19 protein-coding genes and 1 pseudogene are annotated in these 18,610 nt (G+C 69.3%); 15 read left to right on the forward strand and 5 right to left on the reverse strand.

Annotated elements, in window-relative coordinates; translation table 11 throughout:
* Nucleotides 1–167 precede the first annotated feature (167 nt).
* The 7 genes from QE428_RS09565 (at nucleotide 168) to QE428_RS09595 (ending at nucleotide 6,138) form a co-directional block, all read left to right on the forward strand.
* The gene (locus tag QE428_RS09565) at nucleotides 168–1,418 is read left to right on the forward strand and encodes an inorganic phosphate transporter (RefSeq protein WP_307468498.1); all 1,251 of its coding nucleotides are present in this window, start codon (nucleotides 168–170) and stop codon (nucleotides 1,416–1,418) included.
* Nucleotides 1,415–1,750, forward strand: coding sequence for a peptidase (locus QE428_RS09570; RefSeq protein ID WP_091352280.1), 336 nt, complete (start codon nucleotides 1,415–1,417; stop codon nucleotides 1,748–1,750). Before QE428_RS09565 ends, QE428_RS09570 begins: the two co-directional genes overlap by 4 nt.
* Before the next feature lie 36 nt (nucleotides 1,751–1,786).
* A complete protein-coding gene (locus tag QE428_RS09575; RefSeq protein WP_307468501.1) occupies nucleotides 1,787–2,689 on the forward strand; it encodes a phosphodiesterase in 903 nt (300 codons plus the stop codon).
* A gap of 45 nt (nucleotides 2,690–2,734) precedes the next feature.
* On the forward strand, nucleotides 2,735–3,124 hold the full coding sequence (locus QE428_RS09580; protein WP_091352286.1) for a MerR family transcriptional regulator: 390 nt from the start codon (nucleotides 2,735–2,737) through the stop codon (nucleotides 3,122–3,124).
* Nucleotides 3,121–4,101, forward strand: a complete 981-nt coding sequence (locus tag QE428_RS09585) for an aldo/keto reductase (RefSeq protein WP_307468506.1) — start codon at nucleotides 3,121–3,123, stop codon at nucleotides 4,099–4,101. Before QE428_RS09580 ends, QE428_RS09585 begins: the two co-directional genes overlap by 4 nt.
* Before the next feature lie 66 nt (nucleotides 4,102–4,167).
* Nucleotides 4,168–5,625, forward strand: a complete 1,458-nt coding sequence (locus tag QE428_RS09590; protein ID WP_133398281.1) for an aspartate ammonia-lyase — start codon at nucleotides 4,168–4,170, stop codon at nucleotides 5,623–5,625.
* Nucleotides 5,626–5,703: 78 nt separating this feature from the next.
* Nucleotides 5,704–6,138: a DUF4190 domain-containing protein gene (locus tag QE428_RS09595; protein WP_307468511.1), complete on the forward strand. Its 435-nt coding sequence runs from the start codon at nucleotides 5,704–5,706 to the stop codon at nucleotides 6,136–6,138.
* A gap of 64 nt (nucleotides 6,139–6,202) precedes the next feature.
* On the opposite strand, the gene QE428_RS09600 is transcribed toward QE428_RS09595, so the two are convergent.
* Nucleotides 6,203–7,066, reverse strand: a complete 864-nt coding sequence (locus tag QE428_RS09600) for a fumarylacetoacetate hydrolase family protein (protein WP_307468513.1) — start codon at nucleotides 7,064–7,066, stop codon at nucleotides 6,203–6,205.
* Between the two features lie 59 nt (nucleotides 7,067–7,125).
* Here QE428_RS09600 and QE428_RS09605 point away from each other — a divergent pair, with 59 nt between their 5' ends.
* The 4 genes from QE428_RS09605 (at nucleotide 7,126) to rpsO (ending at nucleotide 9,926) form a co-directional block, all read left to right on the forward strand.
* On the forward strand, nucleotides 7,126–8,283 hold the full coding sequence (locus QE428_RS09605) for a PrsW family intramembrane metalloprotease (protein WP_307468516.1): 1,158 nt from the start codon (nucleotides 7,126–7,128) through the stop codon (nucleotides 8,281–8,283).
* 232 nt (nucleotides 8,284–8,515) lie between these two features.
* The gene (locus tag QE428_RS09610) at nucleotides 8,516–9,079 is read left to right on the forward strand and encodes a YceI family protein (protein WP_091352306.1); all 564 of its coding nucleotides are present in this window, start codon (nucleotides 8,516–8,518) and stop codon (nucleotides 9,077–9,079) included.
* Nucleotides 9,080–9,121: 42 nt separating this feature from the next.
* On the forward strand, nucleotides 9,122–9,490 hold the full coding sequence (locus tag QE428_RS09615; protein ID WP_091352309.1) for an FKBP-type peptidyl-prolyl cis-trans isomerase: 369 nt from the start codon (nucleotides 9,122–9,124) through the stop codon (nucleotides 9,488–9,490).
* Between the two features lie 166 nt (nucleotides 9,491–9,656).
* Nucleotides 9,657–9,926: a 30S ribosomal protein S15 gene (gene rpsO, locus QE428_RS09620; protein WP_018187174.1), complete on the forward strand. Its 270-nt coding sequence runs from the start codon at nucleotides 9,657–9,659 to the stop codon at nucleotides 9,924–9,926.
* Nucleotides 9,927–10,021: 95 nt separating this feature from the next.
* Here the strand turns inward: rpsO and QE428_RS09625 are convergent, their stop codons facing one another.
* Both QE428_RS09625 and QE428_RS09630 read right to left on the reverse strand, forming a co-directional pair.
* Nucleotides 10,022–11,032, reverse strand: a complete 1,011-nt coding sequence (locus tag QE428_RS09625) for an isopenicillin N synthase family oxygenase (protein WP_091352313.1) — start codon at nucleotides 11,030–11,032, stop codon at nucleotides 10,022–10,024.
* Between the two features lie 59 nt (nucleotides 11,033–11,091).
* The gene (locus tag QE428_RS09630; RefSeq protein WP_091352317.1) at nucleotides 11,092–11,601 is read right to left on the reverse strand and encodes an Lrp/AsnC family transcriptional regulator; all 510 of its coding nucleotides are present in this window, start codon (nucleotides 11,599–11,601) and stop codon (nucleotides 11,092–11,094) included.
* Between the two features lie 120 nt (nucleotides 11,602–11,721).
* Here QE428_RS09630 and ald point away from each other — a divergent pair, with 120 nt between their 5' ends.
* Nucleotides 11,722–12,831 carry an alanine dehydrogenase gene (gene ald / locus QE428_RS09635; RefSeq protein ID WP_307470710.1) on the forward strand — a complete coding sequence of 370 codons (1,110 nt, stop codon included), beginning with the start codon at nucleotides 11,722–11,724 and terminating at the stop codon, nucleotides 12,829–12,831.
* Here the strand turns inward: ald and QE428_RS09640 are convergent.
* The gene (locus QE428_RS09640) at nucleotides 12,804–13,916 is read right to left on the reverse strand and encodes an acyltransferase family protein (protein ID WP_307468536.1); all 1,113 of its coding nucleotides are present in this window, start codon (nucleotides 13,914–13,916) and stop codon (nucleotides 12,804–12,806) included. The genes ald and QE428_RS09640 overlap by 28 nt on opposite strands.
* 142 nt (nucleotides 13,917–14,058) lie before the next feature.
* Here QE428_RS09640 and QE428_RS09645 point away from each other — a divergent pair, with 142 nt between their 5' ends.
* Nucleotides 14,059–15,255, forward strand: a complete 1,197-nt coding sequence (locus tag QE428_RS09645; RefSeq protein ID WP_373457719.1) for an LLM class flavin-dependent oxidoreductase — start codon at nucleotides 14,059–14,061, stop codon at nucleotides 15,253–15,255.
* Nucleotides 15,252–15,878: pseudogene (locus QE428_RS09650) on the forward strand (FMN reductase); the annotation flags it as partial. The gene QE428_RS09645 and the pseudogene QE428_RS09650, both read left to right, overlap by 4 nt.
* 23 nt (nucleotides 15,879–15,901) lie before the next feature.
* On the opposite strand, the gene QE428_RS09655 reads toward QE428_RS09650, so the two are convergent.
* Nucleotides 15,902–16,498: a DedA family protein gene (locus QE428_RS09655; RefSeq protein ID WP_307468541.1), complete on the reverse strand. Its 597-nt coding sequence runs from the start codon at nucleotides 16,496–16,498 to the stop codon at nucleotides 15,902–15,904.
* 151 nt (nucleotides 16,499–16,649) lie between these two features.
* Between QE428_RS09655 and QE428_RS09660 the strand changes: the two genes are divergently transcribed.
* Nucleotides 16,650–18,605 (forward strand): GDSL-type esterase/lipase family protein, encoded by a 1,956-nt coding sequence (locus QE428_RS09660; protein WP_307468543.1) that lies wholly within the window; start codon nucleotides 16,650–16,652, stop codon nucleotides 18,603–18,605.
* Nucleotides 18,606–18,610: the final 5 nt, after the last annotated feature.

The raw sequence follows: 18,610 nt of genomic DNA on the forward strand, positions 1-18,610 counted from the left end.
ACCACGCTAACCGACCCTCGCGAGCGCGCGCGGGTTATGCCATGGCGCAACGTGTGCGAGGATTTTCCAGGCCCGACTGAACACTCGCTGACGTCTGGGTGAACTTTTCGTTCGCACTGCCGATCGCCGCGGCGCCCGTTCCCCCGATTCCCGACGGAAAGCGAACTGTGGAGACCGCAGCACTCATCGTCGTCCTGGTCATCGCACTGGCACTGTTCTTCGACTTCACCAACGGCTTCCACGACACCGCGAACGCGATGGCCACGCCCATCGCGACGGGTGCCCTGAAGCCCAAGGTCGCCGTCCTCCTGGCGGCCGTCCTCAACCTCGTCGGCGCGTTCCTGTCGACCGAGGTCGCCAAGACCATCTCGGGCGGCATGATCCGCGAGGATCAGCTCTCGCAATCGATCTTCCCGGCCATCATCTTCGCCGGGCTCATCGGAGCCATCACCTGGAACATGCTGACGTGGCTCCTGGGGCTCCCCTCGAGCTCGTCGCATGCCCTGTTCGGCGGCCTCATCGGCGCGACGGTCGTCGGCGCCTCCATCAGCGCCATCGACACGAGAGTCGTGCTCTCGAAGGTCGTCCTCCCGGCGCTCATCGCGCCGCTCACCGCCGGCATCATCGCCTTCGTGGCGACCAAGATCGCCTACGTCGTGACCCGTCGCTACGACAACAAGCCCGACGGGCGCGACGGCTTCCGCTGGGGACAGATCTTCACGTCATCGCTGGTCGCGCTCGCCCACGGCACGAACGACGCGCAGAAGACGATGGGTGTCATCACCCTCGCGCTCATCACGGTCGGCTGGCAGACCCAGTCCGACCCGCAGCTCTGGGTGATCTTCGCCTGCGCGTTCACGATCGCCCTCGGCACCTACATGGGCGGCTGGCGCATCATCCGCACCCTCGGCAAGGGCCTCACCGACGTGAAGCCGGCGCAGGGCTTCTCGGCAGAGGCATCCACCGCCTCGACGATCCTCGCCTCGAGCGCCCTCGGGTTCGCGCTGTCGACGACCCAGGTGGCCTCGGGCTCCGTCATCGGATCCGGCCTCGGACGCCGCGGCGCGGTCGTCCGCTGGGGCACGGTCGGACGCATCACGGTGGGCTGGGTTCTGACGCTCCCGGCGGCCGGCATCGTCGGAGCGCTCGCCGCGTTCCTCATCGTGGGCTTCGAGAACCTGTTCGGGCAGGGCGTCGGTGAGCTCATCGGCGTCATCATCGGCGCGGTCATCGCCGTCGCGATCGTCCTCGCGATCTTCCTGCGCTCGCGTCGCAACGAGGTCACCGCGGCCAACGCGATGAGCGAGGTGGCCGACTCCGGCGCCGCGGTCGACCTCACCGAGGAGCCGCCGCCCACACGGCGTCAGCAACGCGTCGCGCAGGCGGCCGCCGCATCCGACGAGGAGGGCGTCCGATGAGCGTGAGCATCGACTGGCTGGCCTTCGTCCAGGTCTTCGTCGCCGCGATCCTCGCCGCGTCGGTCGTCGTGTTCTTCTACGCCGTCGGGTTGCGGCTGCTCGTCCTGGCCGGGCGCGTGCCCGTCGTGATCCCCGCGACCTTCACGGACGCGCTGACGGTCATGACGCCGAAGGAGCAGAAGCGGGCCGCGAAAGCAGCCAAGAAGGCCGCGAAGAAGAACCCGCTCAGCCCCGCGCAGAAGCGCGTCGCCCTGGTGAGCGCATACGGCTCGTTCGCCGTCTGCGGGCTCGTCGTCCTCGGTGGGCTCCTGCTGATCCTCTTCAACCACTGACCGCGCACCGTCCGGGACCGTCAATAGGCTGACGGTATGCAGTCCGTCTCCTTCGGCCGGCACGCGCCCGCCCTCCGCTCGATCGTCCACCTCAGCGACACCCACCTGCTCGCGGGCGATCGTCGGCTCGGTGGCGCGTACGACTCGACCGGGGGAGCGGAGGCCGCCCTTGCGGCGATCGAGCGCACCGGCATCCGTCCCGACGCCCTCGTCGTGACGGGCGACCTGACGGACCTCGGCGAGCCCGACGCGTATCGCCGCCTGCGCGAGATCGTGGAACCCGTCGCCGAGCGCCTGGGCGCGCCGATCGTCTGGGTCGCGGGCAACCACGACGAACGCCCCGCGATGCGCGAGGGTCTGTTCGACGAACCAGCCTCGCTCGAGCCGCTCACGGCCGTGCACGACCTCGGCGGGCTGCGACTGGTCGTGCTCGATTCGACGGTTCCCGGCTGGCATCACGGCGAGGTCGACGCGGCCCAGCGCGACTGGCTCCGCGGCGTCCTCGCCGAGCCGGCGCCGCTCGGCACCCTCCTCGCACTCCACCACCCACCTCTGCCGAGCCACATCCCGTTCTTCGACATCCTCGAGCTCCGGGAGCAGGACGCCCTCGCCGACATCGTCGCCGGAACCGACGTGCGCGGCATCCTCGCCGGCCACCTGCACTACTCGACGAACGGGACCTTCGCCGGCATCCCCGTGAGTGTGGCGTCGGCCACCTGCTACACGATGAATCTGCAGCGACCCGCAACGGACGTGAACGGGATGGATGCCGGCCAGTCCTTCCACCTCGTCCACGTGTACGACGACACGATCACCCACACCGTCGTGCCTGTCGTAGATGCCCCCACCGGCGACTACTTCTCGGCCGAATGGGTCGAGAGGATGGCAGCCCTCAGCCCGCAGGAGCGCCTCGAGGCGTTCTCGCGCAAACCTTCCTGAGCCACCGCTTGACTTCGAGCGCGCTCGAAGTTCTACCGTGAAGGCATGACCCTCCTCTCCGGTCCCTCCGGCGCCTCGATCGCCGAAGCAGCCGACGCCACCGGCGTCAGCGCCCACACGCTGCGCTACTACGAGCGGGCCGGGCTGATGCTGCACCCGGTCGACCGGGCATCGTCATCCCACCGTCGCTACTCCGACGCGGACCTCGTCTGGATCCGCTTCCTCGCGCGGCTGCGCTGGACCGGGATGCCGATCGCCACGATGCGTCGCTACACCGAGCTCGCCCGCGAAGGGGAGGGGACGGTCGCCGAACGCCGCCGGCTGCTCGTCGAGCACAGGGAGGTCGTCCGACGGCAGCTCGACGAGGTCACCCTGAGCCTCGCCGCCATCGACCACAAGATCGACATCTACGACAAGGAGATCGGCCCATCATGAAGACCACCACACTCGGAGCCCACGGACCGCAGGTCGGTCGCATCGGCCTCGGCCTCATGGGCATCAGCGCGTTCTACACCGGCGCGGGGCAGGACGACACGGGAGGGAAGCGGACGATCCTCGGCGCCCTCGATCGCGGCGTGACCCTGCTCGACACCGCGGAGATGTACGGACCTCACACGAACGAGGAGCTCCTCGGCGCGACGCTCGCGGAGGCGGGTCGCCGCGACGAGGTCGTGCTCGCGACGAAGTTCGGCATCGTCCGTCACCCGGACGGCCGCTCCGGTGTCGACGGCAGCGTCGAGAACGTCCGCCGCTCGGTCGAGGGGTCACTGCAGCGCCTGCAGACCGATCGCATCGACCTCTACTATCAGCACCGGATGGACCCGGGCGTCCCCATCGAGGAGACCGTCGGTGCGCTCGCCGAGCTCGTGCAGGAAGGCAAGATCCGCGGGTACGGACTGTCGGAGGCATCCGTTGCCACCATCCGCCGCGCGCACGCGGTGCACCCGGTGACCGCCGTGCAGACGGAGTACTCCCTCTGGAGCCGCGACCCCGAGGCGGAGCTGCTGCCGGCGCTGCGCGAACTCGGCATCGGGTTCGTTCCGTACTCGCCGCTCGGTCGCGGCTTCCTGACCGGCACCATCCGCTCGGTCGACCAGCTCGCCGAGGACGACTTCCGTCGCAGCAACCCGCGATTCGAGGACGAGGCGCTCGCCGCCAACCTCCGCATCGTGGAGGTCGTCGAGGGGATCGCCGCGGAAGCCGAGGCGACTCCGGCTCAGGTGGCGCTCGCGTGGCTCCTGGCGCAGGGCGAGGATATCGTCCCGATCCCCGGGACGCGCAAGCTCGAGCGACTCGAGGAGAACATCGGAGCCGCCGACCTGACATTGACCGATGACCAGCTGCGCCGACTCGGTGACGTGGCGCCGGCGGTCGGCGATCGTTACGCAGACATGTCCAGCGTGAACCGGTGAGGTCGGGGGGTGCGGGGATAGGCTCGATCCATCCCTGCACCCCTGTGACCCACGAGGACACCGCACATGGCATCTGACGCGACGACGCGCACCGAAACCGACTCCCTGGGATCGATGGAGATCCCCGCCGACGCCTATTGGGGCATCCACACGGCGAGGGCTCTGGAGAACTTCCCCATCTCGATGCGACCGATCTCGGTCTACCGCGACCTCGTCGTCGCCCTCGCGATGGTCAAGCAGGCCTCCGCGCGCGCCAACAAGGAGATCGGCGTGCTCGAGGCATCCCGCGCCGACCTCATCGATCAGGCCGCTCAGCGCGTCATCGACGGCGAGTTCCACGACCAGTTCGTCGTGGGCGTCATCCAGGGCGGCGCCGGCACCTCGACCAACATGAACGCGAACGAGGTCATCACCAACGTCGCGCTCGAGATGGCCGGACGCGAGAAGGGCGACTACGCCTTCCTGTCTCCGATCGATCACACGAACCGCAGCCAGTCCACCAACGACGTCTACCCGACGGCGATCAAGGTGGGACTCGGCCTCGACCTGCAGTCCCTCCTCGAAGAGCTGGATCTGCTGCGGCAGTCCTTCCTGAAGAAGGCCGACGAGTTCCACGACGTGCTCAAGGTGGGGCGCACCCAGTTGCAGGATGCCGTCCCCATGACGCTCGGGCAGGAGTTCCACGGGTTCGCCACAACGCTCGGGGAGGACTACCACCGCCTCCGCGAGAACGCGCACCTCCTCTACGAGATCAACATGGGTGCGACGGCCATCGGCACCGGCATCACGACGCATCCGGACTACTCCGGTGCCGTCCTGCGGCACCTGCGTGAGATCAGCGAGCTGGACCTCGAGACCGCGGAAGACCTCGTCGAGTCCACGAGCGACACCGGCGCATTCATGTCGTTCTCGTCGTCGCTCAAGCGCAACGCGATCAAGCTGTCCAAGATCAGCAACGACCTGCGCCTGCTCTCGAGCGGCCCGCAGGCGGGATTCGGCGAGATCAACCTGCCGCCGCGGCAGGCGGGCTCGAGCATCATGCCCGGAAAGGTCAACCCCGTCATCCCCGAGGTCGTCAACCAGGTCGCATTCGCCGTCGCCGGTGCGGACCTGACCGTGACGATGGCCGTCGAGGGTGGGCAGCTGCAGCTCAACGCGTTCGAGCCGGTCATCGCGCACTCGATCTTCCAGTCGATCACCTGGATGCGGCGCGGCATGCGCACCCTCCGCGTCAACTGCGTCGACGGCATCACCGCGAACCGCGAGCGGCTCGGCACGATGGTCGGCTCGTCCGTCGGCGTCATCACGGCGCTGACGCCGTTCATCGGGTACACCGCGGCGGCGGCCCTCGCGAAGACGGCGCTGCTGACCAAGCGCAACGTTGGCGACCTCGTCGTCGAGGCCGGTCTGATGTCACGCGAGGAGGTCGACAAGCAGCTGTCCCCGGCGCGGCTGTCGGGTCTGCAGGCGGTCACGCGCGCGATCCCGGTTATCACGAAACCGACCGCTGCGGACCAGAAATGATTTCAGGTTGTCTGAGAGAACCATGGACGCTAGCGTCAGGGTCGTATCTCGGCCGATCAGCGATGTGAAGGACACCCCATGACCGACCCCAACCAGCCGAACTCTCAGAACATCCCGCCCGCGCCGCCGGCGTACGAGGCTCCCGCCTACGGCAACGCGCCGCAGTACAACGCGGGTGGAGCCACGCCCGGTGCGAAGCCGGGGCGCACGATGGGAATCGTCGCGCTCATCCTCGCGATCATCCCCTTCACGCAGCTCATCGGCCTCATCCTGGGTATCGTCGCCCTTGTTCAGAGCCGTAAGGCCGGCGTCAAGAACGGACTGGCCCTCGCGGCTATCATCGTGAGCGTCGTCCTCATGATCGTCGGGATCATCATCTTCTTCGCGCTCGTCTGGCCGCCCATCGCGGCGGGGATGACCTGCGCGGCAGACCCGACGGCCATCGTCAACGTGTACGGCGTCGACCTGCCGTGCTCCGACGTCCTCAACGGGTCGACCCAGCTGGATTACTGACATCGCACAAAGCGAAGCGGCGATCACCCTCGGGTGGTCGCCGCTTCGTCGTTCGTTCGCCGCGTCAGTCGAGGATGCGGCAGAAGGTCGTGAGTTCGCCGATCCCGTCGACGCCGACCGTGACGGTCGATCGGTCGCGCAGGAAGATCTGCGGGTCACGGGAGTAGCCGGCCCCGCCCGGCGACCCGGTCGAGATGAGTGTTCCCGGCAGCAGCGTCGCCGACTGCGACAGGAACGAGACGAGTTTCGCGACCGGGTGGATCATCTGATCGGTCGAGGCGTCCTGCACCATCTTCCCGTCGACGATCGCCCAGATGTGCAGATCCTGCGGGTCGGGGATCTCGTCCGCCGTCACGACGAAGGGCCCGGTGGGGGTGAACCCGTCGAACGACTTGCAGCGCGACCACTGAGCCTCGGAGAACTGGATGTCGCGTGCCGTGATGTCGTTCACCACCGTGTAGCCCCACACGTGGTCGAGGGCGTTCTCGATCGCCACGTCGCGCGCGGGTCGTCCGATGATCACGCCGAGCTCAGCCTCGTAGTCGACGGACGTGCTGAGCGAGCGAGGCCAGGTCGTGGTCTGGCGGTGGCCGGTGAGGGAGCCGGGCCACAGGATGAAGACCGTGGGTGCGGCGTCCGCTTTGAGGCCGAGCTCGCTGGAGTGGGCGGAGTAGTTGAGGCCGATCGCGATGGTGATCGGTGTGTCGAGGATCGCCGACGCGAACACAGGGGTGCCCAGCGGCATCCACTCGGCTGCGGGTGCGCTTTCACGCACCCGGTCGAGAAGAGTGTCGCCGCCCTCGATCAGCTGCTGCAGTCGCGACGGGGCCCCGTCGAACAGGCGCGACACCACGGTGGCGCGATCCTCCTCGACGAGAACCAGCTGCGGCTCGTCGACTCCGTCGGGGACAACGTGGGCGAAGCGCATTGCTCCAGGGTATCGTCCCCCCGCTCCGGCGCTCGATCGGGCCGCCCTAGGCTGAGCGCATGTCGTTCCCGTCGCCCCTTGCGCAGCCGGTCCACGCGACGGCGATGACGCCACCGCCAGCTCCGCCGCACCGCGAGCTCCCGGTGCCGGCGGCCTCGGGTGGGCGCGTGGTCCTGTGGGTAGTCGCGATCGTGCTCGGGGTCGTCGCCCTGGGTCTCGCGGTCTACTTCCTCGCGTTCCTCGGGCCGATCGCCTCGGTCGTCTCGGCCGTCCTCGCCCTGGTCCCGCTCGCGGTCGTGGTGGCGGCCATCCGGATCATCGACCGATGGGAGCCGGAGCCGCGCGGGCTCGTCGTCTTCGCGCTCCTGTGGGGAGCCGTCGCATCGGTAGCGGTGGCGCTCGGCGTCGGGCTGGTCGTCTCGGTCGTGGCGCCCTGGCTTCCCGAGACGGTGTCGTCGGTGGTGCAGGCTCCGATCGTGGAAGAGATCGCGAAGGGGGCCGGAGTCCTCCTCCTCTTCGTCGCTGCTCGTCGCGCGTTCGACGGTCCCGTCGACGGCGTCGTCTACGGCGCACTGGTCGGAGCGGGGTTCGCCTTCACGGAGAACATCCTGTACTTCGGCGACAGTCTCCTCACCGGCGGTGCGGAGGGCGCCGCGTTCACGTTCTTCCTGCGCGGCATCCTCTCTCCGTTCGCGCACGTCATGTTCACGGCCGCCACGGGATACGCCCTCGGGCTCGCCGCACGGACGGGCGCGAGGGGAGGTGCCGCTCTCGGCAGGTGGACCGTCGGGGTCCTGTGTGCCATCGGCCTGCACGCGCTGTGGAACGGTTCCGCGGCCATGGCGGACTTCTTCGTCCTGTATGTGACGCTCCAGGTCCCGCTGTTCGCCGCGTTCATCGTGGGGATCGTGCTCCTCCGCCGGGAGGAGGCGCGTCTCACACGCGCCCGGCTCGCCGACTATGCGGCGGTGGGCTGGTTCTCTCCCGCCGAGGTCGACATGCTGGCGACGCGCGGCGGGCGCTCCCGCGCCCTCGCTTGGGCTCGGTCGCTGTCGGGCGACCGGGTCTCGGCGATGCGACGCTTCATCGCGGAGGCGACGTCCCTCGCGGCGGCTCGGCAACGAGTCGTCAGCGGACGGGATCCTCGAGCCGCTGCGGACGAACGCGTCTACCTCGAACGAGCCACCCGCGCACGTCAGGCCGTCCTCGCGCCCTGAGGTGAGCGGCGGTGGAGCGCCGGGGAAAAGACTCAGCGCCCGGTGCCGCGGCGATGCCTGCGAGTCTTCCGGGCGCTGAGTTGGCGTACTGAAATGATCCCGCCGCCCCCGCGCGGTGTCAAGAGGGGTCGCGTACCGGTGGATCTGCATTCATGGGAATAGGCTTGGACCCGGCGACGTTTCGCCCTCTTGACCGCCGGCGCGTGCCGGAACCCCTCCACGAAGGACGATCATGACCGACTCCACCGCCACCCTCGACATCCCCGGCTACAAGGCGGGGACCTGGATCCTCGACGCGTCCCACAGCGAGGTGGGCTTCAGCGTCCGCCACATGATGATCTCCAAGGTCCGCGGCCACTTCAACGTCAAGGAGGCGACCCTCGTCGCCCCCGAGAACCCGCTCGAGGCCACGCTCGAGGCCAAGGTCGACGCCGCGTCGCTGGACACCAAGGACGAGGGCCGCGACGGTCACCTTCGCAGCGCCGACTTCTTCGACGTCGAGACCTACCCCGAGATCACCTTCGCGTCGACCGGCGTGCGCATCGAGAAGGGCGACTTCCTCGTCGACGGAAACCTGACCATCAAGGACGTCACCAAGCCCGTCACCTTCGAGGTCGACTTCGGCGGCTTCGGCACCGACCCCTGGGGCAACTACAAGGCCGGCGCCACGGCGAAGACGGTCATCAACCGCGAGGACTTCGGCCTCACCTGGAACGCCGCGCTCGAGACCGGTGGCGTGCTCGTCGGCAAGGACGTCACGATCGAGCTCGACCTCCAGGGCTCGATCCAGGCCTGAGTCGCGTTTGACCACCGGATGCCGCTCGGTTTGGATGGACTCATGACTGCAGACCGCACCAAGCCCGAGATCGACGCTCCCCAGGGAGCCGCTCCCTCCGACCTCGTCGTCCGCGACCTGATCGAGGGCGACGGCGCCGAGGCGAAGCCCGGCGACACCGTCACCGTCCACTACGTCGGCGTCGAGTACGTCTCCGGCGAGGAGTTCGACTCGTCGTGGAACCGCGGCGAGAGCATCCAGTTCCCCCTCCGCGGCCTCATCCAGGGCTGGCAGGACGGCATCCCCGGGATGAAGGTCGGCGGACGGCGTGAGCTCGTCATCCCGCCGCACCTGGCCTACGGCCCGGCCGGCGGCCACTTCCTCGGCGGCAAGACGCTGATCTTCATCATCGATCTGCTCGCCGTCGGCTGAGACGCATCGCACACGAGGGCCTGGTCGCTTCGGCGGCCAGGCCCCCGGTCGTCCGCGGCCGCGTCGTCCTGTAGACTCCTGTGGTTGCCGTTCGATCGGCCGCGGATAAAGAGAGCCCACGCATCAGGCGTCGGGCGCCGCGCAACGAAGAGGAAGGGGATCACCTATGGCACTGGAAGCAGACGTCAAGAAGGCGATCATCGAAGAGTACGCGACGCACCCCGGTGACACCGGATCCCCCGAGGTGCAGGTCGCGATGCTGACGCAGCGCATCAAGGACCTCACCGAGCACCTCAAGGAGCACAAGCACGACCACCACTCGCGTCGTGGTCTGTTCCTGCTCGTCGGTCAGCGCCGCCGTCTCCTGGGCTACCTCCAGGACGTCGACATCAACCGTTACCGCTCGCTCATCGAGCGCCTCGGCCTCCGTCGATAAGGCATCGCTGCCAGCGTTCAATCGCGCAGAACATTCTTGAGAAGGCCGCCCCACGGTGTGGGGCGGCCTTCATCGTTCCCGGCGGGGCGCGCGACTCAGACGCGCGCCGTGACGAGGTGGGGGTGCCAGATCTCGGCGACGTCCGGGTGGGCCCGCAGTCGGGACTTCAGCGCGTTCTCGCCGTGGAGGCCGTGAATCGGGTTGCGGGGGTCCTGGGAGATCCCGCGGGCCTGCGCCGCGAGCTCGGCGGGCAGCTCGATAGCGGGGAGTTCCGCATCGAGCGACGGGTTGAAGAAGAACGGCACCGAGATGCGGTCCCCGGGGGCGCGCGGCGACACGACCCGGTGGTTCGTGGCCGTGAGGTAGCCGCCGGTCGCGTGTTCGAGGAGCTCGCCGATGTTGACGACGAACGTACCGGGCACGGCGGGGGCGTCGACCCATTCGCCGTCCTTCTCGACCTGCAGGCCGCCCTTGCCCGGCTCGACCCACAGCAGCGTGAGGACGCCGGCGTCCTTGTGCGCTCCGACGCCCTGCTGGGGCTCGGGGGCGCTGGACCCCGGGTAGCGGACGATCTTCAGCAGAGTCTGCGCCTCGCCGAAGTGATCGTCGAAGTACGTCGCCGGTGCGCCGAGAGCCTCCGCCCAGGCGCGGAGGAGCTTTCGTCCCACGGCGGAGAGGATCGCGGTCCACTCGTCGGTGATCTCGCGGAGCTCGGGCTGGGCGCTCGGCCACAGGTTGGGTCCGACGAGGGCGGCATAGGGAGGAGCGTCGGGATCGTCGATCGCCGGACGCTCGGGGCCGATGTCGATCTGCTCGCGCCAGTCCACGAGACCCTGCGTGCGTTCGCCGCCGATGCGTGTGTAGCCGCGGAAGTGGGGGCTCTTGATGTTCTCGATCTCGAGCTTGGCTTCATCGGGCAGCTCGAAGAAGGTGCGCGCGGCGCGGTGGAGGCGATCTTCCAGCTCGGGGGAGACGCCGGTGCCGGTGAGGTAGAAGAAGCCGACCTCGTGGGTCGCGCGGCGCAGCTCGGTGCGGAACGCCTCTGCGGCATCCGCTCCCTGATCGAGGAGGGAGAGGTCGAGGACGGGGAGACTCTGCGCGGACATGGTCCGAGGATAAGCAGAGGTTTCAGGTGGTCGGCGCTTTGTTTCAAGCGGTTACCGACTCAGTGGAACGGGGCGGCGACGCGGTTGCGGTGGTAGTCGAAGATGATGCTCGTGCGCGTGTTCGCGACGCTGCGCTGCGCCGAGAGGTGCTCGACGACGAAGGCACGGACATCGCTGGAATCCGCGACGGCGATATGGATGAGGAAGTCGTCGGACCCGCCGAGGAAGAACATCTGGATCACCTGCGGCAGGCCGCGCACCTCGTGCGCGAACTCGGTGATGCTCTCATGCCGGGAGCCGGGGCGCAGGGTCACATGGACGATGGCCTGCAGGCCCGCGCCGGCGATCCGCTGGTCCACGCTCGCATGGAAGCCGGTGATCACGCCGCGGTCCACGAGCGCGCGGGTGCGCGCGTGGGCGGTGGATGCCGCGACGCCGACCCGGGCGGCGACCTCGGCGTTCGTGAGCCGCGCCTCCGCGGCCAGGGCCTCGACGATGGCCCGATCGACCTCGTCGAGGTCAGCCGCCGGCCGATGATTCTTCGTCGCATCGAGCGGGGTTGCGGTCATTCTTCCTCGATTCGGGAGTGTGAATCCATTTTCACCGAATGATCTTCGACTGTCACCCGGCTGTAACGAATCTTCTGCAGGATGATTCGCACATCACTCGCTGACGAGGAGCGTGACGCCATGCGCATCGGCATCCCTACGGAAATCAAGAACAACGAGAACCGCGTGGCCATCACCCCCGCGGGGGTCGACGCACTCGTGGCGCGCGGTCACGAGGTGCTCGTGCAGTCCGGCGCCGGTGCAGGCTCGCGCATCGGAGATGACGCGTTCGCCGCGGCCGGTGCCGTCATCACCCCCGATGCGGAATCGACGTGGGGGAGGGCCGAGCTCGTCGTGAAGGTGAAGGAGCCGATCGCAGCGGAGTACCCCCACCTCCGTGACGATCTCACGCTGTTCGCGTACCTCCACCTGGCTGCGGATCGGCCGCTGACCGACGCCCTCATCGCCGCGGGGACCACGGCCGTGGCCTACGAGACCGTGCAGACCGCCGACCGCGCCCTTCCGCTCCTGTCGCCGATGAGCGAGGTGGCGGGGCGCATCTCCATCACGGTCGGCGCTCACACGCTCATGAGCGCGGCCGGTGGCCGCGGTACGCTGCTCGGTGGCGTCGCAGGCACGCCGAAGGCGAAGGCCGTCGTGATCGGCGGCGGCGTCGCCGGGGAGCATGCTGCGGCCAACGCGCTCGGCATGGGCGCGGACGTCACCGTCCTGGATGTGTCGCTGCCGCGGCTGCGTGAACTGGAGAAGCGCTACACGGGCCTTCACACCCGGGCGTCCACCCGCTTCGAGATCGCCGAGCAGGTGGCATCCGCCGATCTCGTGATCGGATCGGTCCTCATCCCGGGAGCGGCGGCGCCGAAGCTCGTGACGCTCGACATGGTTGCGGGGATGAAGGCGGGGGCGGTACTCGTCGACATCGCCATCGATCAGGGCGGGTGCTTCGAGGGATCGAGGCCCACGACCCATGACGACCCGACGTTCGCCGTTCACGATGCGGTCTACTACTGCGTCGCGAACATGCCCGGGGCGGTTCCCGAAACGTCGACGCGTGCTCTGACGAATGCGACCCTCCCTTACGTGACGGCACTCGCCGACCGCGGCTGGGATGCCGCGGCGGCCGCCGATCCTGCGCTCGCGAAGGGGCTCAACGTGCGTGGCGGGCGTGTGACCAACGAGGGCGTCGCGGCGGCCTTCGGGCTGGCCTACGACCCTGCCGGCGTCGGCGTCTGAGGACGCCGCGACCCGGTCGGGTCGGTGCGCGTCGCGCCGAGGTGGACCAGGTCGGGATCGGCGAAGAGCCACCCCGGACGCGGTTCGACGAGCGGTCGGAAGACGCGGCGAACCGGTTTCGACGCGAGCCCGACCGTGATCGCCGCGGACAGGAGTGCGACGAGGGGAAGCCACAGCCAGGTCGGGTCGAGGCCCCGGAGGATCCCCGATTCGCGCAGCGGGTAGAGCACGAACGAGTGCAGCAGGTACACGTACATCGTGTAACGCCCGATCGCCGTCCAGCGGTACTCCCGTCGGGGGACGAGGGCGAAGAACGATGCGCTGAGCACGAGCGCGATGGCCATGAGCAGCAGGCGGATGCCGCCGGCCCACCACTGCGTCCCGCCGAGATCGGCGTAGTCCTGTTCGTAGAAGAGCCACTGTCCGAGGTGCATGGTCGTGAGCTCGTCGACGAAGAGCCACGCGCAGATGCCCGCCGCGGCCAGGACGGCGACGGCGGCGATCCGGAGCGAGACGCGTCGGCGGTGAAGGAATCCGTGCCGCTCCAGGAAGCCGTGGTGATGCAGCCACCAGCCGAGGGTGAAGAAGGGCAGCAAGCCGAGGGTCCGCGACAGGGAGAGTGTGGAGTCGACGTTCGGGAGGTAGCCGACCGAGATCGACACGACGAACGCCCAGAGCAGCGGCATCCTGAGCAGCGCGAGGTAGGGAAGCACGAGTCGGAAGATCGCGAGGGCGAGCAGGAACCACAGCGTCCACGACGGCTGCGTGAGGTTGGGGTTGGTGCGTCCTTCGACGAGCAGCTTCGTGAGGGTCCAGAGCCCGTCGAAGATGACGTAGGGGAGCACGATGTCGGTGAGGATGCGGACCATCCGGCGCCGGTTCGGCGGATCGGACCTCGAGAAGTACCCGGAGATCAGCGCGAACGCCGGCATGTGGAACGCGTAGATCAGGTAGTAGAGGCTCTGCGCGATGTCGGAGTCGTAGGTCAGGCGCTGGATCGCGTGCCCGAGGACGACGAGAAGGATGCAGGCGGCCCGGGCGTTGTCCCAGATGGGCACGCGGCGGGTGCGGCCGGGGGTGCTCATTCGGGCCAGCGTACCTGCGGGAATAACGTGGACGCTGAGACGTTGACTCCGGTATATTCACTTGCATGAATCGGACGCGATCCGTCCGGGAATCGAGAGAGACATCGTGAGCGACACCAACAGCACCGCCAGCTGGCCCGGGGTGCAGTTCGGCATCTTCACCGTCACCGACATCACGCAGGACCCGACCACGGGTCACACGCCCAGCGAGCGTGAGCGCATCTCGGCGACCGTCGAGATCGCCAAGCACGCTGAAGAGGTCGGCCTCGACGTGTTCGCGATCGGGGAGCACCACAACCCGCCGTTCTGGTCGTCCTCGCCGACGACGACGCTCGCGTACATCGCCGCGCAGACCGAGCGCCTCATCCTCTCGACCTCGACGACGCTCATCACGACCAACGACCCGGTGAAGATCGCCGAGGACTATGCGATGCTGCAGCACCTGTCGGGCGGGCGCATGGACCTCATGCTCGGCCGCGGCAACACCGGACCCGTCTACCCCTGGTTCGGCAAGGACATCCGTCAGGGTGTGCCTCTCGCGATCGAGAACTACGCGCTGCTGCACAAGCTGTGGCGCGAGGACGTCGTCGACTTCGAGGGCAAGTTCCGCACCCCGCTGCAGGGCTTCACCTCGACGCCGCGTCCGCTCGACGGAGTGGCGCCGTTCGTCTGGCACGGTTCGATCCGCACGCCCGAGATCGCCGAGCAGGCGGCCTACTACGGTGACGGCTTCTTCGCGAACAACATCTTCTGGCCCGCCGAGCACTACCAGCGCCTCATCGGTCTGTACCGCCAGCGCTGGGAGCACTACGGCCACGGCGCCCCCGAGACGGCGATCGTCGGGATCGGCGGGCAGGCGTTCATGGCGAAGAACTCGCAGGACGCCGTCGCGCAGTTCCGCCCGTACTTCGACAACGCCCCTGTCTACGGTCACGGTCCGTCGATGGAGGACTTCTCCGCGATGACGCCGCTGACCGTCGGCTCGCCGCAGCAGGTCATCGACCGCTACGCCGGGATGCGCGACCTGTTCGGCGACTTCCAGCGGCAGCTGTTCCTCGTCGACCACGCCGGGCTTCCACTCAAAATGGTCCTCGAGCAGCTCGACTTCCTGGGCGGCGAGGTCGTCCCCGTCCTCCGCAAGGAGCTCGCGAAGGACCGCCCGGCGATCGTCCCCGACGCGCCCACGCACGCGGCGCGGGTCGCGGCGACGTACGGCGACGGACCGGTGCGCGAGGCGCGTCCCCGCGCCAACCGCGGCGACAACCTGTCGGGTCCGAGTCCCTACCAGGACACCCCGACGCCCGTCGGCGCCGCGTTCGGTCTGGGTGGTGCACGATGAGCGCCCGCCGCATCGCGGTCGTGTCGGCGGGGCTGTCGAACCCCTCGTCGACGCGAATGCTGGCCGACAAGCTCTCCGCCGCCGTGCTGGCGGACCTGCGCGAGCGGGGGGTGGAGGCATCCGTCGACACCTTCGAACTGCGCGAGTACGCGCACGACATCACGAACAACCTGCTGACCGGCTTCGCGCCGCCCGCGCTCGAGACCATGATCAACACGGTGGTCTCGGCGGATGCGCTGATCGTCGTGACGCCGATCTTCTCGACGAGCTACTCGGGGCTGTTCAAGTCGTTCATCGACGTGCTCGACCCCGACGCCCTGCAGGGCAAGCCCGTGCTGATCGGAGCGAACGCGGGCACGGCCCGTCATTCGCTCGCCATCGACTACGCGATCCGACCGCTGTTCGCCTACCTGCACGCCGAGGCCGTCTCGACGGGCGTGTTCGCCGCGTCGTCGGACTGGGGCGCCCGTGCCGACGACGTGTCGCCCCTGTCCGCACGGATCGAGCGCGGTGCACGGGAACTGGGGGATGCCGTCACCCGGCGCCCCGCGGAGGAGGCGCTCGACCCCTTCGACCCCGAGTCCTACCTCGGCAAGGGCGGATCCTTCGGTCACCTGCTGGGGCGGCCTCTCGGGCGAATAGTCGTTCATCGCGTGCGGCGGCCCGCGAGCCGGGCCGCCGCCACGTCGATCACGAGTCCGAGCGCGATCGCGACGACGATCGAGGCGATGACGGCGACGATCGGGTTGTCCGGCAGCAGCGTGCCGATCGCGGCGCCGATGACGGCCTGGTAGACGGCCCACGCCGTCGCCGCGACGGCGACCGCCACGACGTAGCGACCGGGCGGTACCCGGGTGGCGCCCGCCGTGAGGTTGACCGCGAGTCGGGCGAATGGGATGAATCGCGCCGTGAAGACGACCGTCGCCGTGCCTTGGGCGAGTCGGGCGCCGGCCCACGCGAAAGCTGAGCGGACGCGGGGATGCCGCATCCACCGCCATCTGTCCACGCCTGCGACCCTGCCGATGCCGTAGCAGAGTGCGTCCCCGCAGAAGGCGGCGACGGCGGCGACGATGACGACGGCGACGAGCGGGGGACTGCCCGTCGCGGCGGCGAGCGCCCCCGTCGCTGTCACCGCCACCTCGCCGGGGACGATGACGAGCACTGCGTCGGCGAAGACGAGGGCGAACAGCGCGGGGAGCGCCCAAGGACTCGAGGCCACGCTCGTGAGGAGATCGCCGATCACGGCCCCTGCGTACCAGTGCGATGTGAACGCCGCGCGAACGCGAAGCCGGCGGGGAACGCTCCGGTGACGGCGAGACGAGAGGTGGATGAACAGTCCGCGATCCGGCGGTCTGAGCCCTGTCCCGCCCCGTGCGCGCGGGCACCCTGGTCGTGTGAGAGTCGCGGTCGTCACCGAGTCATTCCTCCCGCACATGAACGGGGTCACCGGATCCGTCCTCCAGATCCGGGAGCACCTCCAGCGCCGCGGGCACGACGTGTTCGTGGTCGCCCCCGGGGTCAGGCGGTACGACCTCGGGATGCCGGGCCGCGCCGTCGCGTCGATCCCGCTCCCGAAATACCCCGCTGTGCGGCTCGCGGTCCCGCCCGCGGCCTCGATCGCGCGCGACCTCGCACGCTTCGATGCCGACGTCGTCCATCTCGCCTCGCCCTTCCTGCTGGGGTGGCAGGGCGTCATCGCCGCCGAGTCGCAGCGTCTGCCGAGCGTCGCCGTGTATCAGACCGACGTCATCGCCTATGCGGGGCGGTACGGCGTCCCGCAGGCCACCGCGCTCGCCGAGGCGCAGGTGCGCCGGCTGCACCGGAGGGCCACTCTCACCCTCGCCCCCTCCGAGGCCGCGCGCGTCCAGCTCGCGGCGCTCGGGGTCGACCGCGTCGGCCTGTGGGGGCGCGGCGTCGACGGGCAGCGGTTCACCCCCGAGCGACGCGACGAGGCCTGGCGTGCCCGCATCGCCCCCGGCGAGGTGATCGTCGGGTACGTTGGTCGGCTCGCCCCCGAGAAGCAGGTGGAGGATCTGATCGCGCTCCGGGGGACCCCCGGCATCCGTCTCGTCATCGTCGGCGACGGCCCTGCGCGGTCATCGCTGGAGCGGCTTCTCCCGGAAGCCGTCTTCCTCGGACACCTCGACGGGGACGCGCTCGCGACGGCCCTGGCGTCGTTCGACGTCTTCGTGCACCCCGGTGAGAGCGAGACGTTCGGGCAGACCATCCAGGAGGCGCAGGCCAGCGGGGTCCCCGTGGTCGCGACGGGGACCGGCGGCCCGGTCGACCTCGTCCGCAGCAGCGTCGACGGATGGCTGTACCGTCCCGGGGACGCCGACGACCTGCGCGCTCGTGTCGTGGACCTCGCGGGCGACGATGCGAAGCGCCACGCCTTCGCCCACGCCGCGCGGACCGCGGTCGCCGGACGCACGTGGGACGCGCTCGCCGAGCGCCTGCTCGAGCACTACGACCGGGCCGCAATCCTCCATCGACGGGATGCCGGGCGTCGCGTCGTCGCATGGCCCCGTCCGGACACGGTCGCCCGACCCGCACCTGCGCGTCGATGGTCCCGCTACGTCGCGCTCGGGGACTCGATCACCGAGGGTCTGTGCGACACCTCCCGGATGCCGGTGGGGTCGTTCCGCGGCTGGGCGGACCGGCTGGCGCACCTGCTCGCACTGAGCGGCGGGGCTACCCGGCCGTTCCGCTACGCGAATCTGGCGGTCCGCAGCCAACGGGTCTCCCACCTGGTCGACGAGCAGCTGCCGCGATGCCTGGAGCTGCGTCCGGACCTCGTCTCGATCCTCATCGGAGCCAACGATCTCGTGCAGCCGGTGTGCGACCCCCTCTCCCTCGCGGCTGAGGTGGAGGGTGCCGTCACGCGGCTCCGGAGCGCCGGGTGCGACGTGCTGCTGGCCACGATCTTCCTGCCCGACCGCCTGGCCGCACGCGTGTTCACGCGGCGGTTCGCGGTCTACAACGCCCGACTGCGTGCGGTCGCCGCCCGCACCGGGGCAACCCTTCTCGATCTCGCTGCGGACGTCGATCTCGCGAGGGTCGACGTCTGGGCGGACGACAAGGTGCACCTGCGTTCCCGCGGGCACCGCTCCGTCGCCTACCGCGCTGCCGAGGCGCTCGGCGTGCCCCACGCCGACGCTCTCGCCGACCTCGACGAGGCGTTCCACGTCGATGAGGACCCGCCGTCCTCCGGCACCTGGTTGCGCCGCGATGCCCTCCCGTGGATGTGGCGTCGGCTGCGGGGACGGACGGCAGGCGACGGCCGCTCCGCGAAGCTGCCCGACTACGTCGTCGTCGGGCGCCCCACGGGACACGCGGACGTCCGCCGGTAGCGGGC

The organism is Microbacterium sp. SORGH_AS_0505, assembly GCF_030818715.1.
Lineage (GTDB): Bacteria > Actinomycetota > Actinomycetes > Actinomycetales > Microbacteriaceae > Microbacterium.

Excerpts from the sequence above, each read along its gene's own strand:
- QE428_RS09570 (WP_091352280.1), top strand. The coding sequence starts at position 1,415 with ATGAGCGTGAGCATCGACTGGCTGGCCTTCGTCCAGGTCTTCGTCGCC.
- QE428_RS09575 (WP_307468501.1), top strand. The coding sequence starts at position 1,787 with ATGCAGTCCGTCTCCTTCGGCCGGCACGCGCCCGCCCTCCGCTCGATC.
- QE428_RS09580 (WP_091352286.1), top strand. The coding sequence starts at position 2,735 with ATGACCCTCCTCTCCGGTCCCTCCGGCGCCTCGATCGCCGAAGCAGCC.
- QE428_RS09585 (WP_307468506.1), top strand. The coding sequence starts at position 3,121 with ATGAAGACCACCACACTCGGAGCCCACGGACCGCAGGTCGGTCGCATC.
- QE428_RS09590 (WP_133398281.1), top strand. The coding sequence starts at position 4,168 with ATGGCATCTGACGCGACGACGCGCACCGAAACCGACTCCCTGGGATCG.
- QE428_RS09595 (WP_307468511.1), top strand. The coding sequence starts at position 5,704 with ATGACCGACCCCAACCAGCCGAACTCTCAGAACATCCCGCCCGCGCCG.
- QE428_RS09600 (WP_307468513.1), bottom strand. The coding sequence starts at position 7,066 with ATGCGCTTCGCCCACGTTGTCCCCGACGGAGTCGACGAGCCGCAGCTG.
- QE428_RS09605 (WP_307468516.1), top strand. The coding sequence starts at position 7,126 with ATGTCGTTCCCGTCGCCCCTTGCGCAGCCGGTCCACGCGACGGCGATG.
- QE428_RS09610 (WP_091352306.1), top strand. The coding sequence starts at position 8,516 with ATGACCGACTCCACCGCCACCCTCGACATCCCCGGCTACAAGGCGGGG.
- QE428_RS09615 (WP_091352309.1), top strand. The coding sequence starts at position 9,122 with ATGACTGCAGACCGCACCAAGCCCGAGATCGACGCTCCCCAGGGAGCC.
- rpsO (WP_018187174.1), top strand. The coding sequence starts at position 9,657 with ATGGCACTGGAAGCAGACGTCAAGAAGGCGATCATCGAAGAGTACGCG.
- QE428_RS09625 (WP_091352313.1), bottom strand. The coding sequence starts at position 11,032 with ATGTCCGCGCAGAGTCTCCCCGTCCTCGACCTCTCCCTCCTCGATCAG.
- QE428_RS09630 (WP_091352317.1), bottom strand. The coding sequence starts at position 11,601 with ATGACCGCAACCCCGCTCGATGCGACGAAGAATCATCGGCCGGCGGCT.
- ald (WP_307470710.1), top strand. The coding sequence starts at position 11,722 with ATGCGCATCGGCATCCCTACGGAAATCAAGAACAACGAGAACCGCGTG.
- QE428_RS09640 (WP_307468536.1), bottom strand. The coding sequence starts at position 13,916 with ATGAGCACCCCCGGCCGCACCCGCCGCGTGCCCATCTGGGACAACGCC.